This window comes from Mesorhizobium sp. C089B (genome assembly GCF_030323125.1).
GTDB lineage: Bacteria > Pseudomonadota > Alphaproteobacteria > Rhizobiales > Rhizobiaceae > Mesorhizobium.
In genome coordinates this window covers 4,136,714-4,150,127 of sequence record NZ_CP100469.1, presented here as the reverse complement: position 1 = coordinate 4,150,127, position 13,414 = coordinate 4,136,714, and the positions used below count along the sequence as shown (strand labels likewise).

The 13,414-nt window shown below is 64.3% G+C and carries 12 protein-coding genes; 8 read left to right on the top strand and 4 right to left on the bottom strand.

Going from position 1 to position 13,414, the window contains the following annotated elements; translation table 11 throughout:
- Window positions 1-2 precede the first annotated feature (2 nt).
- From NLY44_RS20575 to NLY44_RS20565, 3 genes are all read left to right on the top strand, one after another.
- Window positions 3-518: an RNA pyrophosphohydrolase gene (locus NLY44_RS20575; RefSeq protein ID WP_023737900.1), complete on the top strand. Its 516-nt coding sequence runs from the start codon at window positions 3-5 to the stop codon at window positions 516-518.
- A 74-nt stretch (window positions 519-592) separates the two neighbouring features.
- Window positions 593-1,738 carry an alanine racemase gene (gene alr, locus NLY44_RS20570; protein WP_023737899.1) on the top strand — a complete coding sequence of 382 codons (1,146 nt, stop codon included), beginning with the start codon at window positions 593-595 and terminating at the stop codon, window positions 1,736-1,738.
- A gap of 92 nt (window positions 1,739-1,830) precedes the next feature.
- Window positions 1,831-3,087 (top strand): D-amino acid dehydrogenase, encoded by a 1,257-nt coding sequence (locus NLY44_RS20565; RefSeq protein ID WP_023668705.1) that lies wholly within the window; start codon window positions 1,831-1,833, stop codon window positions 3,085-3,087.
- A gap of 104 nt (window positions 3,088-3,191) precedes the next feature.
- On the opposite strand, the gene NLY44_RS20560 is transcribed toward NLY44_RS20565, so the two are convergent.
- From NLY44_RS20560 to NLY44_RS20550, 3 genes are all read right to left on the bottom strand, one after another.
- Window positions 3,192-5,342, bottom strand: a complete 2,151-nt coding sequence (locus tag NLY44_RS20560) for a phospholipase D-like domain-containing protein (protein ID WP_023806587.1) — start codon at window positions 5,340-5,342, stop codon at window positions 3,192-3,194.
- A complete protein-coding gene (locus NLY44_RS20555; RefSeq protein ID WP_023806586.1) occupies window positions 5,339-5,779 on the bottom strand; it encodes a phospholipase A2 family protein in 441 nt (146 codons plus the stop codon). The genes NLY44_RS20560 and NLY44_RS20555 overlap by 4 nt, the downstream gene beginning before the upstream one ends.
- Window positions 5,780-5,902: 123 nt before the next feature.
- Window positions 5,903-6,784 (bottom strand): LysR family transcriptional regulator, encoded by an 882-nt coding sequence (locus tag NLY44_RS20550; RefSeq protein ID WP_023806585.1) that lies wholly within the window; start codon window positions 6,782-6,784, stop codon window positions 5,903-5,905.
- A gap of 363 nt (window positions 6,785-7,147) precedes the next feature.
- Here NLY44_RS20550 and NLY44_RS20545 point away from each other — a divergent pair, with 363 nt between their 5' ends.
- Together NLY44_RS20545 and NLY44_RS20540 are read left to right on the top strand one after the other, a co-directional pair.
- On the top strand, window positions 7,148-8,644 hold the full coding sequence (locus tag NLY44_RS20545) for a CoA-acylating methylmalonate-semialdehyde dehydrogenase (RefSeq protein WP_023684131.1): 1,497 nt from the start codon (window positions 7,148-7,150) through the stop codon (window positions 8,642-8,644).
- Window positions 8,645-8,846: 202 nt separating this feature from the next.
- Window positions 8,847-9,146, top strand: coding sequence for a hypothetical protein (locus tag NLY44_RS20540; protein ID WP_023684132.1), 300 nt, complete (start codon window positions 8,847-8,849; stop codon window positions 9,144-9,146).
- Window positions 9,147-9,182: 36 nt separating this feature from the next.
- On the opposite strand, the gene NLY44_RS20535 is transcribed toward NLY44_RS20540, so the two are convergent.
- Window positions 9,183-9,872, bottom strand: a complete 690-nt coding sequence (locus tag NLY44_RS20535) for a GntR family transcriptional regulator (RefSeq protein WP_050588433.1) — start codon at window positions 9,870-9,872, stop codon at window positions 9,183-9,185.
- Between the two features lie 69 nt (window positions 9,873-9,941).
- Between NLY44_RS20535 and NLY44_RS20530 the strand changes: the two genes are divergently transcribed.
- Genes NLY44_RS20530 through NLY44_RS20520 form a run of 3 tightly spaced genes read left to right on the top strand, consistent with a single transcriptional unit; the run spans window position 9,942 to window position 13,320 of the window.
- Window positions 9,942-10,835 carry a dihydrodipicolinate synthase family protein gene (locus NLY44_RS20530; protein ID WP_023806584.1) on the top strand — a complete coding sequence of 298 codons (894 nt, stop codon included), beginning with the start codon at window positions 9,942-9,944 and terminating at the stop codon, window positions 10,833-10,835.
- Window positions 10,836-10,886: 51 nt separating this feature from the next.
- Window positions 10,887-12,305 (top strand): NAD(P)/FAD-dependent oxidoreductase, encoded by a 1,419-nt coding sequence (locus tag NLY44_RS20525; protein WP_280791064.1) that lies wholly within the window; start codon window positions 10,887-10,889, stop codon window positions 12,303-12,305.
- A gap of 13 nt (window positions 12,306-12,318) precedes the next feature.
- Window positions 12,319-13,320, top strand: a complete 1,002-nt coding sequence (locus tag NLY44_RS20520) for a 4-hydroxyproline epimerase (RefSeq protein WP_023806582.1) — start codon at window positions 12,319-12,321, stop codon at window positions 13,318-13,320.
- Window positions 13,321-13,414 lie beyond the last annotated feature (94 nt).

Genomic DNA, 13,414 nt, shown 5'->3' with positions numbered 1-13,414 from the left:
TCATGACGAAGAAACCTGTCGACCCCGAGACGCTGCCTTACCGCCCTTGCGTAGGACTGATGATCCTCAATGGCGACGGGCTGGTCTGGGTCGGGCACCGCATCGCCGAACCGGACAGCGAATTTGCCGGGACCACGCAGCTCTGGCAGATGCCGCAAGGCGGCATAGACGAGGGCGAGGAGCCGCTGCAGGCGGCCGGGCGCGAGCTCTATGAAGAGACCGGCATGCGCTCGGTCACGCTGCTCGACGAGGCGCCGCACTGGATCAACTACGACCTGCCGCGCGATCTGGTCGGCATCGCCCTCAAGGGCCGCTATCGCGGCCAGACGCAGAAATGGTTCGCCTACCGCTTTCACGGCGAGACCAGAGAGATCCAGATCAATCCGCCGCCGGGCGGCCACACCGCCGAATTCGATGAATGGGCATGGCGGCCAATGCAGGACCTGCCCGATCTGATAGTGCCGTTCAAACGCAAGGTCTATGAGGACGTGGTGACGGCGTTCCGGCATTTGGCTTAGGCGGCTCGCTGTTGCGACGTCCATGATCTGTCCTTACTGATAGGGTTTGTTTCGTGCTCTGGTCAGGAGCGGGGATGAGCAGCGCCTCAGGGAAGTCATTGCATTCTGCACCGGAAGCCGGCTTGCAGCCGATCAGCGAAGCGGCGGCCGGCGCCGTTCTCACCATCGATCTCGGCGCTATCCGAGAGAATTACCGGCGGCTGAAGGCAAAGCTCGGCGGCGTGCGCTGCGCCGGCGTCGTCAAGGCCGACGGTTACGGGCTCGGCGCGCGGCAAGTGGCGGCGGCACTGGTTGCCGAAGGCTGCGACAGCTTCTTTGTCGCGCATCTCACCGAGGGTGTCGCGCTGCGCGACGCACTCGGACCGAAGCTGGAAATCCATGTGCTGAACGGCCTGCCGCCGGGCTCGGAACCTGAAGCGGTGGCCGCCGACCTTGTTCCCGTCATCAACAGCACCGGGCAACTGAAGGCGTGGAGCGAGGCAGGCCAAAAGGCCGGCCGCAAGCTCAAGGCCGCCATCCAGGTCGACAGCGGCATGTCGCGGCTGGGCATGGCGCCGGCAGAGGTCGAGGCGCTTACGGCCGATGCTTTCGCCGGCGTCGATGTCGTCCTCGTCATGAGCCATCTGGCCCGCGCCGACGAACCGACCAATGCGGCCAATGACGCGCAACTTCGGGAATTCGAACGGCTGCGCAAAATGCTGCCCAGGGCGCCGGCGTCGCTCGACAATTCCTCCGGCATCTTTCTTGGGCCGCGCTATCAGTACGACCTCGCGCGTCCTGGCGCTGCGCTCTACGGCATCAATCCGACGCCTGATGAGGCGAACCCGATGCTGCCGGTCGTGCGGCTCGAGGCAAAGATCATCCAGACACGCGGCATCGATAAGGGCGCGGGCGTCGGCTACGGACATGCGTTTCTGGCCAGCGGTCCCTTGCGCGCGGCCACGATCTCGCTCGGCTATGCCGATGGCTGGCACCGGCGCGCGGCTTCGGCTGCCTGGCTCGACGGCGTGCGACTGCCCTTTGTCGGGCGGGTGTCGATGGATTCGATCATACTCGACATCTCGGCCCTGCCGGCCGGCCGGCTGCGCGAGGGCGACCTTGTCGAACTCCTAGGCCCCTCGCAGAGCGTCGATGACGCCGCCGGTCATGCCGGCACGATCGGCTATGAAATCCTGACCAGTCTCGGCCCCCGCTTCCACCGCCGCTATGTCAACTCATAGAGCCGCGACACGCCGCCCCTTGGCGGACGCCGCAGAATCCGGCAGACAGGAGGCGGCGGCCCTCTGACGGAGTCGTCGTGGAGAGTGATGCGATGAAGATCTTCGTGTTGGGCGGCGGCGTTATCGGGGTCACCACTGCCTATTATCTCGCTGAGGCCGGCCACGAGGTGACGGTGTTCGACCGCCAGAAAGGGCCGGCGCTGGAAACCAGCTTCGCCAATGCCGGCGAGATCTCGCCGGGCTATGCTTCGCCCTGGGCCGGCCCCGGCATTCCGCTGAAGGCAATCAAGTGGCTGTTGATGAAGCACGGCCCGCTGGTGGTGCGGCCGGCCTTCGATCCGTATATGTGGACATGGCTCATCAAGATGCTGCGCAATTGCACCGCGGATCGCTACGCCATCAACAAGGCGCGCATGGTGCCGCTCGCCGAATACAGCCGCGACACGCTGAAGGCGCTGCGCGAGGCGACCGGCATCGCTTATGATGAGCGGACCAAGGGCACGCTGCAGCTGTTTCGCACGCAAAAGCAGCTCGACGGCACCGGCGGCGATGTCGAGGTGCTGAAGAAATATGGCGTTCCCTACGAGTTGCTCGATCCCGAAGGCTGCATTGGGGCCGAGCCGGCGCTGGCCGGCGTGCGGGAAAAGTTTGTCGGCGGGCTGAGATTGCCCGGCGACGAAACTGGCGACTGCAAGATGTTCACCGATCGGCTGGCCGAGCTCTGCGTGGCGCGCGGCGTCACGTTCGAGTACGGTACGCAGATCCGGCGCTTCTCCAAGAACCGCAATCGCATCGTCAGCGTCGGCACCGACCAGCGCTCGCGCGCGGCCGACGCTTATGTGCTGGCGCTGGGCAGCTATTCGGCGCGCTTCATGCGCCTGCTCAGGCGCCCGATCCCGGTCTATCCGGTCAAGGGCTATTCGATCACCGTTCCGATCAAGGACGCGGTCGCCGCCCCGGTGTCGACGGTAATGGACGAAACCTACAAGGTGGCGATCACCAGGCTCGGCGACCGCATCCGCGTCGGCGGCACGGCGGAGATTTCCGGCTTCGATCTCAGGCTGCATGAATCGCGCCGGCGCACCCTCGAACATTCGGTCGGCGATCTGTTCCCGGATGGCGGCGACCTCAAGGCGGCGTCCTTCTGGTGCGGGCTGCGGCCGATGACGCCGGACGGGCCGCCGCTGGTCGGCCGCACCGAGTTCTCCAACCTCTATCTCAACACCGGGCACGGCACGCTTGGCTGGACCATGGCCTGCGGCTCGGCCAAGGTGCTGTCCGACATCATCTCCAGCAAGGTGCCTGATATCGATGTGCGGGAGCTGGGGCCGGAGCGGTATTTGAGGTAGGGGTGCTTTCTAAAGCTCGCGGGCCAGCACCCCCTCTGTCCTACCGGACAGAGGGGGTGTAAAGGATCGCTACAGAACGGCATTCCTTCAGCCTCGCCAGCCTCTCAAAACGCCTCCTTCACCCAGCCCTTCGAGAACAGCCACCGGTAGGCCCAGGGGATCATTACCTTGGTCGATACCGGATTCGAATGGGCGACATAGTCGTCGTAGACCGGCTGCATCCTGGCGTAGAAGGCAGGGTCGAGCACCGTCATGCCGTTCTCCAGATCGTGGAAGAAACTGCGGTTGTTGAGATTGACCGACGAGATCGTCACCAGCCTTTCGTCGATCATCATGATCTTGGAGTGCAGCACGACATCGGGCGCCTTGAATTCGCGGATGTTGATGCGGTCGCCATATTTCTCGACGAACAGCTTGTTGAGCGCGGTCAGCAGCTTGCCGCCAATATCGCCCTTGAGGTCGATGCGGCCGACAATGTCGATCCTGACGCCGCGCGCCAGCGCCCGCTCGATGGCCAGGCTGAGCTTCGGCGTCAGATTAAGGTAGGGATTGACGATCTCGATATGGTGCCGGGCAGTGTCGATCAGCTCGACGAAATAGGTCTCGAGCGCATGGTTGTCCTCGTAGGGCACGGAAATGAAATGGCGCACCGTGCCCGGCGGGCGCCGGCTGTCGGAGCGCACCGGAATGGAGAAGGGCCTTGCGATGTTGGTGTCGGCGTCGCGCAGCCACAATGTCGAGAGATGCGCGGCCAGCGTCTCGACCGTGGCCGGGTCGGCAAACTCGATGTCGAAATCGCTCCAGTTCGAATAGTAGTTGAGCGAGAGGCCGTCGGTCTTGCCGTATTGCTCGAGGTTCGGATAGCGCGACAGGTCGATCGGCTTGTGGAACAGGAAGCCGTCATGAATGTTGCGGCCGCCGATGATGACGCGCGAGCGAGCGGGATCCTCGGCAAGTGTCGCCAGCATCTTGACGTGATGGGTCTTGTGCAGCTGTGACAGTTGCTCGTCGACCGGCGCGCCGTGGTCGGCCCGCCAGCGATATTCCTGCAACTCGACATTGGGATAATCGGCCGCCAGCCGGTGCAGCAGCGCGTCGTCCTTGTCGCGCTCCAGCACGTCTGTGACCATGATGCGCACTTTGGTGCCGAGGCCTGCGTGATGGCGGATCAGCCGCTCGATGACGCGGCCGGAAAAATCGGCCTTGAACTCCAGCGACGACAGATAGACCAGCTTGAGTTTCGGCGCGCGCGAGAAATCGAGCGGCAGTTCGGGGTCGGCCTTGTCGAAGGCGCTGTCGGGTAAAGGCGCGCCGAGCAGCGCTTCGACCTTGGCGTTAAAGCCGTCGCGCGACTTGCGTAACAGGCGCGGTGACCCGAGCGGCAGCGAACAGCTCTGCGACAGCCAGCGGCCGGCGTAAAAGACGCTGGCAAGCTTATCCAGGCGGGATGGATCGGGCACTGGACAACGCTCGTAGCGGCTGTCGAGCGCGGCTATCGCCGGATAGGCAACCTCTTCGCGCAGGATGGTGAGCGGGGCGCCTGCCGGCGCCAGACTGGAGCTGAGCTTGAGGCCGCAACGGTTCAAACCATCGCTGGGGAACAGGCTGGCGGTTTGCCCGGCCGACAGGCGGAGGCGGAAGGCGGCACCGCTCGCCACGCTGCGCGAGCCACCGCCGGCGCGAATCGCCAGCGCCCCGTCGCAGGCGCCAGATATCTCAACCGGCTGCTTTCCCGCCTGGCGCATCACGATCTCGATCGAGCGCGCCTGCAGGCCGGAAAAGCTGAACGTCTTTGGCGCGGAGGGCCGCGCGGCGGCGTTGACATAGAGCGTCTGCCGCGACACGCGCCAACGGCCGTTGAAATGGCCTTCGCCGGTGCCCCTACCTGCCGGCATCTGTTCGGCGCTAACCGGCTTCGCCAGCTGTTCCAGCGTCCGGTAGGTGGCCTGGAAATCGCGGTTGGCGATGGCGTGGCGGTCATGGCCGAACGGACCGGTGCCGTTCGCCCTGTCGATGGCGCCGATCTGGTTGTGGGCGAGCAGCGCCAGAAACTGCCTTTCATAGTCGCGGGCGCCGGCATCGCCGAAAAACGCTGCTGCTGCAGTCTGCGGTCCCGGCGTGTCGGCCGATAGCGACGGCCGGCCGCAATCCTTCGCATCGGGGAAGAAATCGCAGCTGTGCCGGATCGGGGCGGCGCAACCGGCAAGGGCCGCCAGCCCCAGCCCGGCCAAGGCCAGGCAGATGGCGCGGTTCATCCGGCCGCACCGTTCATCGTCTTCAGTTCAGCCGGATCGCGCGGCGGCAGGAAGCCTTGCGGAAACACCTTGCAGACGGGAAGTGCGAAAGTGGCGATCAAAAGCTCGGCCTCGCCGCGCATCTTTTTCGGCGCTGTCTTGTCATCACGGATCGCCTTTGCCGAGGCGACGAGCGCGCCGTCGCAGTCGCAATGATTATGGCGCGCGATGTAGCAGGCGTCATGGATTTGGCAGGCGCTGTCGAGGCGATTGACAGGGCGAGCCGAGAGGTCGCCGGTGCGGGTGCCGGGACCGCAGTAATTGCCGAAGACGAAAGGCGACGGGCGGGCCATTGCGATACGGACCGGCTTGGGCAGTTCGGCTTCCGGAACTACGGTCCATGGATTGGCGCAGGCGGAAAGCGCGACAAGCGGCAAGATGGCGAGCACCGCTCGCATTTTGATCCGCACCAGCTTTGCAAAAAAGTGTCCCACCCGGCGCAGCCAATCCTTAATAATAGGCGACATCGCGCTTGTTGCCACACTGGCCGATTTTGTGGCGAGGGCAAGGCGGCGCGGCCATCAGACAAACAGCCCGCGCTCTCTCTCGACTGCCTTGGTGATGAAGTTGGCGACGATCTGCACGCGGCGCAGTGGCCGGACCGATTCATGATAGACCAGCCAGTAGGCGCGGCGGATCGGCGTCACGATGTTAACGGGGATCAGCTCCGGCATCGAGCGGGCGACAAAGGTGTGCAAGATGCCGATGCCGGCGCCCGACCGCACCGCTTCGGCCTGGCCCAGCGCTGAGGAGATGGCGAAGCTGGTGCGCCAGTCCGGGCTGAACTCCGCCGCATAGTCGAGCGACGGGCTGACGATCAGGTCTGGGACATAGCCGATCAGCGTATGCTGGCCGAGTTCGGCAGCGGTCTCGGGTAAGCCGTGCGCCTGCGCATAGGCGCGCGAGGCAAACAGGCCGAGTGTGTAGTCGACCAGCTTTCCCGCCACCAGCCTGCCTTCGCTCGGCCGCTCGACGGTGATGGCGATGTCGGCCTCGCGCCGCGACAGCGAGAAGGAGCGCGGCACCGGCACCAGTTGGATGGTGAGTTCGCGGTGCAGCGCGGTCAGCGCGCCAAGACGCGTGGCGAGGAATGCGACGCCAAACCCGTCGGGCGCGCCGATGCGCACGGTGCCTGAGATATCGTCGCCTTCGCCCGACACGGCGGAGCGCGCGGCGATCATGTCGGCTTCCATGCGCTCGGCAATGTCGAGAAAGCGCTGGCCGGCCGGCGTCAGCTCGCTGCCGGTGGTAAGCCGGCGAAACAGTTTTGTCCGTAACGCATCCTCAAGCGCTGCGATGCGGCGCGAGACGGTGGCGTGATTGAGTTCCAGCCGCTTGGCGGCGCCAAGGATCTGCCCGGCGCGGGCCACGGCGAGGAAGATGCGGACGTCATCCCAGTTCATGGGGGTGGTCCGGGCTAGCGGCGAACGCGGCGTTCCCGCCCACCCCCTCTGGCCTGCCGGCCATCTCCCCCGCAAGGAGGGAGATTGGCAGCTCCGCCACCTGCGTCTCTTTTGCTGCGTTGAAGATTTGCGAAGGCGGCGGCCACATCTGATCTCCCCCCTTGCGGGGAGATGTCCGGCAGGACAGAGGGGGGTGTGACGGAGCGCAACCTTCGGGCCTTTCAGCAATCTGTAATTTGCGGCAATTAATGCACACTCGTCCTTCGTTGTCTATTTCTTGCACAACGGTTGCGTTTCCCCTCGCGTTGCCTTCGCGCCTGCAAAGGCGTTGAATGCTTCATCACAAACTCAGGGAGAGAAACCATGATCGAATACGGTCATTTCATCGGCGGCAAGCATGTCGCCGGGACCAGCGGGCGCAAGCAGGACGTCATGCAGCCCATGGACGGCTCGGTGCGCGGCACGGTGGCGCTGGCGTCGCCGGCGGAACTGCGTGCGGCTGTGCTGAACGCCAAGGAAGCACAGATCAAATGGGCTGCGACCAACCCGCAGCGGCGTGTGCGCGTGCTGATGAAGTTTCTTGAACTGGTTGCTCGCGACTATGACGAACTGGCCGATCTCCTGGCGCGCGAGCACGGCAAGACCATCGCCGACGCCAAGGGCGACATCCAGCGCGGCCTCGAAGTGGTCGAAGTCTGCATCGGTGCGCCTCACATGATGAAGGGCGAGTTCACCGACGGCGCCGGCCCCGGCATCGATGTCTATTCGATGCGCCAGCCGCTTGGCGTCGTTGCCGGCATCACCCCGTTCAATTTCCCGGCGATGATCCCGTTGTGGAAGATTGCCCCGGCGCTGGCCTGCGGCAACGCCTTTATCCTGAAGCCTTCCGAGCGTGACCCTGGCGTGCCGATGCGCATCGCCGAACTGTTCCTCGAGGCTGGCCTGCCGGCTGGCGTTCTCAACGTCGTCAATGGCGACAAGGATGTCGTCGACGCCATCCTCGACGATCCTGATATCAAGGCTATCGGCTTTGTCGGCTCGACGCCGATCGCGCATTACATCTACTCGCGCGGCACGGCCGCGGGAAAACGCGTGCAGTGCTTCGGCGGCGCCAAGAACCACATGATCATCATGCCCGATGCCGACATGGACCAGACCGTCGACGCGCTGATCGGCGCGGGCTACGGCTCGGCCGGCGAGCGCTGCATGGCGATCTCGGTTGCCGTTCCCGTCGGCAACGACACCGCCAACCGGCTGATGGAAAAGCTGATCCCGCGTGTCGAAAGCCTCAAGGTCGGCCCGTCGACGGATTCGTCCGCCGATTTCGGCCCGCTGGTGACGGCGCAGGCATTGGAACGCGTCAAGGGTTATGTCGACACCGGCGTCAAGGAAGGCGCCAAGCTGGTCGTCGATGGCCGCGGCTTCTCCATGCAGGGCTACGAGGATGGCTACTATATGGGCGGCTGCCTGTTCGACAATGTGACCGCTGACATGCGCATCTACAAGGAAGAGATCTTTGGTCCGGTGCTGTCGGTGGTGCGTGCGCCGACCTATGAGAGCGCCATCAAGCTCGCCAACGATCATGAGATGGGCAATGGCGTGGCCATCTTCACCCGTGACGGGGATGCTGCTCGTGATTTTGCTTCGCGCGTCCAGGTCGGCATGGTCGGCATCAACGTGCCGATCCCAGTTCCGATCGCTTACTACACGTTCGGCGGCTGGAAGGCGTCGTCCTTCGGCGACCTCAACCAGCATGGTCCGGACGCGTTCCGCTTCTACACCAAGACCAAGACGGTGACCTCGCGCTGGCCCTCCGGCGTCAAGGACGGTGCCGAGTTCGTCATCCCGACGATGAACTGACCGGACGATTTCGAAGATCGGCAAGAAGGCCCGGGTTCAACGTCCCGGGCCTTTCTTTGTACGAAACCGACATTGGCGATCACGTTCAAGCGATGGAACCAAGAGCCTGTCATCTGCCTTAAATTGCATTCCTGCCGTGTGCAGGCCATCAAAATAGCGCCGGTTGCAGCCGGGGTTCTCGTCTGGCGCAAGGAGGTGTCAGATGACACGACGTCTTGTGGCGGCGATATTCTTTGCGGTGTTCGCGATGTCCGGCATCGCCGAGGCCAAAGCCGATCAATGCGCGGCGCGGACCGACTTGGTCAAGGCGCTCGGCGAGAAGTTCCACGAAAACCAAGCCGCTCGTGGCCTGGTGAACCCGAATGTGGTGCTTGAGATATTCGTCTCCGACCAGGGCACCTGGACCATCCTGGCTACCGACACACACGGCCAAAGCTGCATCATCACGGCTGGCGAAGGCTGGGACGGGGCGACCATGGCCGCAGTCTTGCCGGGCACCTGATAAAGACCGGTCGGAAGTCTGGAGCAGAGACGGAGTTCAGCGTGTGGCGGCCACTTCGGCATGGCCGCGCAGCAGTGCCATAAGGCGTTTGGCGTCCTTGGCGGCAGCCTCTTCGTCACCAGCCAGGATCGAGCGGATTAGCGCGACGTGGTGCTCAGCCGATTCGGCCAGTCCTGTGTCGGCCTTGTAGCGGAACCAGAAGCGGCGGCTGTGGGTCTGCAGGGGCGCGGCCAGACGGGCCGCAAACGGGTTGTCGGCGGCCATCGCCAAGGCCTCGTCGAGCGCCTTGTCGGCCTGGATGAAGGCCAGCACATTGCCCGAGATGACGGCCTTCTGCATGGCAAGGGCTGCCTCATGAAACAGGTCGGCGGCCTCACGGGTGACGAAGCGGGCGGCCGAGCGCGCCAGCACCACCTCGACGCCGCGCCTGGCATCCAGCACGCGCAGCCAGTCGCCGGGATGAAGCGGGGCAATGGCGATGCCGGCGCGTGGCCTGACATCCAGCAGTCCTTCCCAGGCGAGGCGCTGGATCGCTTCGCGCACCGGCGTGCGTCCTAGCGCCAGCTTCTCGATGAGGGCGCCTTCGGTGACAAAGCTCGCCGGCGCCAGTTCCAACGTCACGATCATATGCTCGAGTACATGGTAGGCCTTGGCGGCGGCCGGCTCGGGGTATGCTGTCTCACTGGATATCAAAGGTGGGCTCCTGATATATCTCACATATATCATAACGAATTCCGCGTTGACAGCCGGTTTTCAAATAGATATACGGCTGATATATCAGATGGAGAGACGATCATGTGGACCGGAGTTTTCCCCGCCGTCACGACCAAGTTTACTGATGACGACCGCCTCGATCATGCCGAGATGGAGCGCTGCCTTGCTTTGCAGATGGAGGCAGGCTGCGACGGTATCATCGTCTGCGGTTCGCTCGGCGAAGGGCCGATGCTGTCGCATGACGAGAAGATCGAGGTGCTGAAGACTGCCCAGAAAGTTGCAGGCAACAAGCCGGTGCTGCTGACGGTCAACGAGGCGGGCACCCGCGAGGCGGCGAGCATCGCAAAGCGCGCGAGCCGGGAAGGCGCCAACGGGCTGATGGTGGTACCGAGCCCGATCTATCACACCAACCCGGAAGAGACGGTCGCCGCCTTGCGCGCCGTCGCTCAGGCCGGCGACCTGCCGGTGATGATCTACTCCAACCGCCTCGCCTACCGCGTCGACGTCACCGTCGGCCAGATGGAAGAACTGGCCGCCGACAAGCGCTTCGTCGCCATCAAGGAGTCCTCCGACGACATCCGCCGCTCGACAGAGATCATCAACCGCTTCGGCGACCGCTACGATTTGTTCACCGGCGTCGACAATCTCGCCTTCGAGGCGCTGTCGGTGGGCGCCATCGGCTGGGTGGCGGGTCTGGTCGTCGCCTTCCCGCGCGAGACCGTCGCCATCTACCAGCTGATGAAGCAGGGCCGCCGCGAGGAGGCGCTTTCGATCTACCGCTGGTTCCGGCCGCTGCTCGATCTCGATGTCTCGACCTATCTGGTCCAAAACATCAAGCTTGCCGAAGTGCTCGCGATCGACACAAATGACCGCGTGCGCATGCCGCGCCAGCCGCTGTCGGGCGAGCGCCGCAAAGCGGTCGAGAAGATCGTCAAGGACGCGCTGGCGGTACGGCCGAAGCTGCCGCAGTTCTGAAGGCTTTCTTCTCCCCGTGCACGTGCACGGGGAGAAGATGGCGGCAGCCAGATGAGGGGCAGCGCCGACGTGCAAGGAAATTCCAGGGACACAGAGGAGGGCCGCCGCCCCTCATCCGCCCTTCGGGCCCCGCAGCCCTTCGCTGGCGCTCCGGGCGTTCGTCGTTCGGAAAGCCAAGCAGTCGGCTTTTCCACCGCTTCGCGGACCACTCCTCACCCCCGTGAACGGGGAGAAGGGGTAGATATCGCCATTGTCGGTGGCGGCATTGTCGGCATCTGCGCGGCGGCCATGCTGGCCGAGGCCGGGCGCAGCGTCACGGTCTTCGACCGCACCGGCATCTGCGAGGAGACGAGCTCCGGCAATGCCGCCGCCTTCGCCTTCTCCGACGTGCTGCCGCTGGCGCATAAGGGCATGATGCGGCACTTGCCGAAATGGCTTGCCGATCCGCTCGGGCCACTCAGCATCCCGCCGGCCTACTTGCCGAAGCTGTTGCCTTGGCTGTTGCGCTTCTGGCGCGCTGGCGCACCAGAAAAATATGAGGCGAGCCTTGCTGCTCAGGCAGGCATGATGAAGCTCGCCGAGGCTGAATGGATGGGCCTGCTCGACCGTTCCGGCACGCGGCTGATGCTGCGCGAGGACGGCTCGCTGGAGCTTTATGAAAGCGAGGCCGAATTTCAGGCCGGGCTGCCGGGCTGGGCGGCGCGCGAGCGCTTCGGCATCGGCTTTCGCCATGTCGAAGGCGACGAACTGGCGCGGCTGCAGCCGGGACTGTCGCCGCGCTTCATCAAGGGCACCTTCGTGCCGGGCTGGAAGACCGTCGCCGATCCGAAACTGCTCGGCAAGGGGGTGTGGGCCTATGCCGAAAGGCTGGGCGCGCGTTTCGAAAAGGCGCGCATAGAGCGCGTCGCCGCCAATCCTGATGGCGCGACGCTGACGCTGACGGACGGCACGACCAGGCAGGCAAGACATCTTGTCGTGGCCGCCGGGGCATGGTCGCATCTGCTGACGAAGGCGCTTGGCGACACCATCCCGCTCGAAACCGAGCGCGGCTACAACACGACACTGCCGAAGACCGCTTTCGACGTGCAGCGGATGCTGATCTTTTCCGGCCATGGCTTCGTCATCACGCCACTCGAGACGGGCTTGCGCGTCGGCGGCGCCGTCGAGTTGGGCGGTCTCGACCGGCCGCCGAATTTTGCGCGTTCGAAGGCCATGCTGGAAAAAGCCAGACAATTCCTTCCGGGGCTGGACGCGTCAGGCGGCCGCGAGTGGATGGGCTATCGCCCGTCGCTGCCGGATTCGCTGCCGGTGATCGGCACGGCGCGAACCGCGCCCAACGTTGTCTACGCCTTCGGCCATGGCCATCTCGGCCTGACCCAGGCGGCGGCCACCGGCCGCTTGATCCGCAATCTTGTTCTCGGGCAAACTTCGCCGATCGATCTTGCTCCCTTCAGCCCGCAACGGTTTTGAGTTCGAGGAAATCATGGCCAAAAAATCCTTCTTTTGCATCGACGGCCATACCTGCGGCAATCCGGTGCGGCTGGTCGCCGGCGGCGGCCCTTTGCTTCAGGGGTCGACGATGATGGAGCGGCGGGCGCATTTCCTGGCGGAGTATGACTGGATCCGCACCGGGCTGATGTTCGAGCCGCGCGGCCACGATGTCATGTCGGGCTCGATCCTCTATCCGCCGACGCGCGAGGATTGCGACATAGCCATCCTGTTCATCGAGACGTCGGGCTGCCTGCCGATGTGCGGCCACGGCACGATCGGCACGGTGACGATGGCCATCGAACATGGGCTGATCAAGCCGAAGACACCCGGCGTGCTCCGGCTCGACACACCGGCCGGGCTGGTTATCGCCGAATACAAGCAAGTCGGCGACTATGTCGAGGAGGTGCGCATCACCAATGTACCGTCCTTCCTTTATGCCGAGGGACTGACGGTCGACTGCCCGCAGCTTGGCGAGATCACCGTCGATGTCGCCTATGGCGGCAATTTCTACGCAATAGTCGAGCCGCAGGCGAATTTTCGCGACATGGCTGATTATTCCGCCGGCGATTTCATCGCCTGGAGCCCCGTGGTGCGGCAGCGGCTCAACGAGAAGTACTCGTTCGTGCATCCGGAAAACCCCGGCATCAACCGGCTGTCCCACATGCTGTGGACGGGCAAGCCGACGGTAGCGGGCGCGGATGCGCGCAACGCCGTCTTCTATGGCGACAAGGCCATCGACCGTTCACCTTGCGGCACCGGCACCTCGGCGCGCATGGCGCAGCTTCATGCCAAGGGAAAGCTCAAGGCAGGCGACAGCTTCGTCCATGAATCGATCATCGGTTCGCTGTTCGAGGGCAAGGTCGAAAAGGACGTCACCGTCGCCGGCAAGCCGGCCATCATTCCCTCGATCGGCGGCTGGGCGCGGATGACCGGCCTGAACACCATCTTCATCGACGACCGCGATCCGTTCGCGCACGGTTTTGTGGTTAAGTGATACGGTAGGCTGCCGATCATCCACCGAGACCCAAGACTTGGACCCAGAGCGGGACCTCTTGGCGAAACCAGTCAGCGAAAGGTTAGCGCGTTGG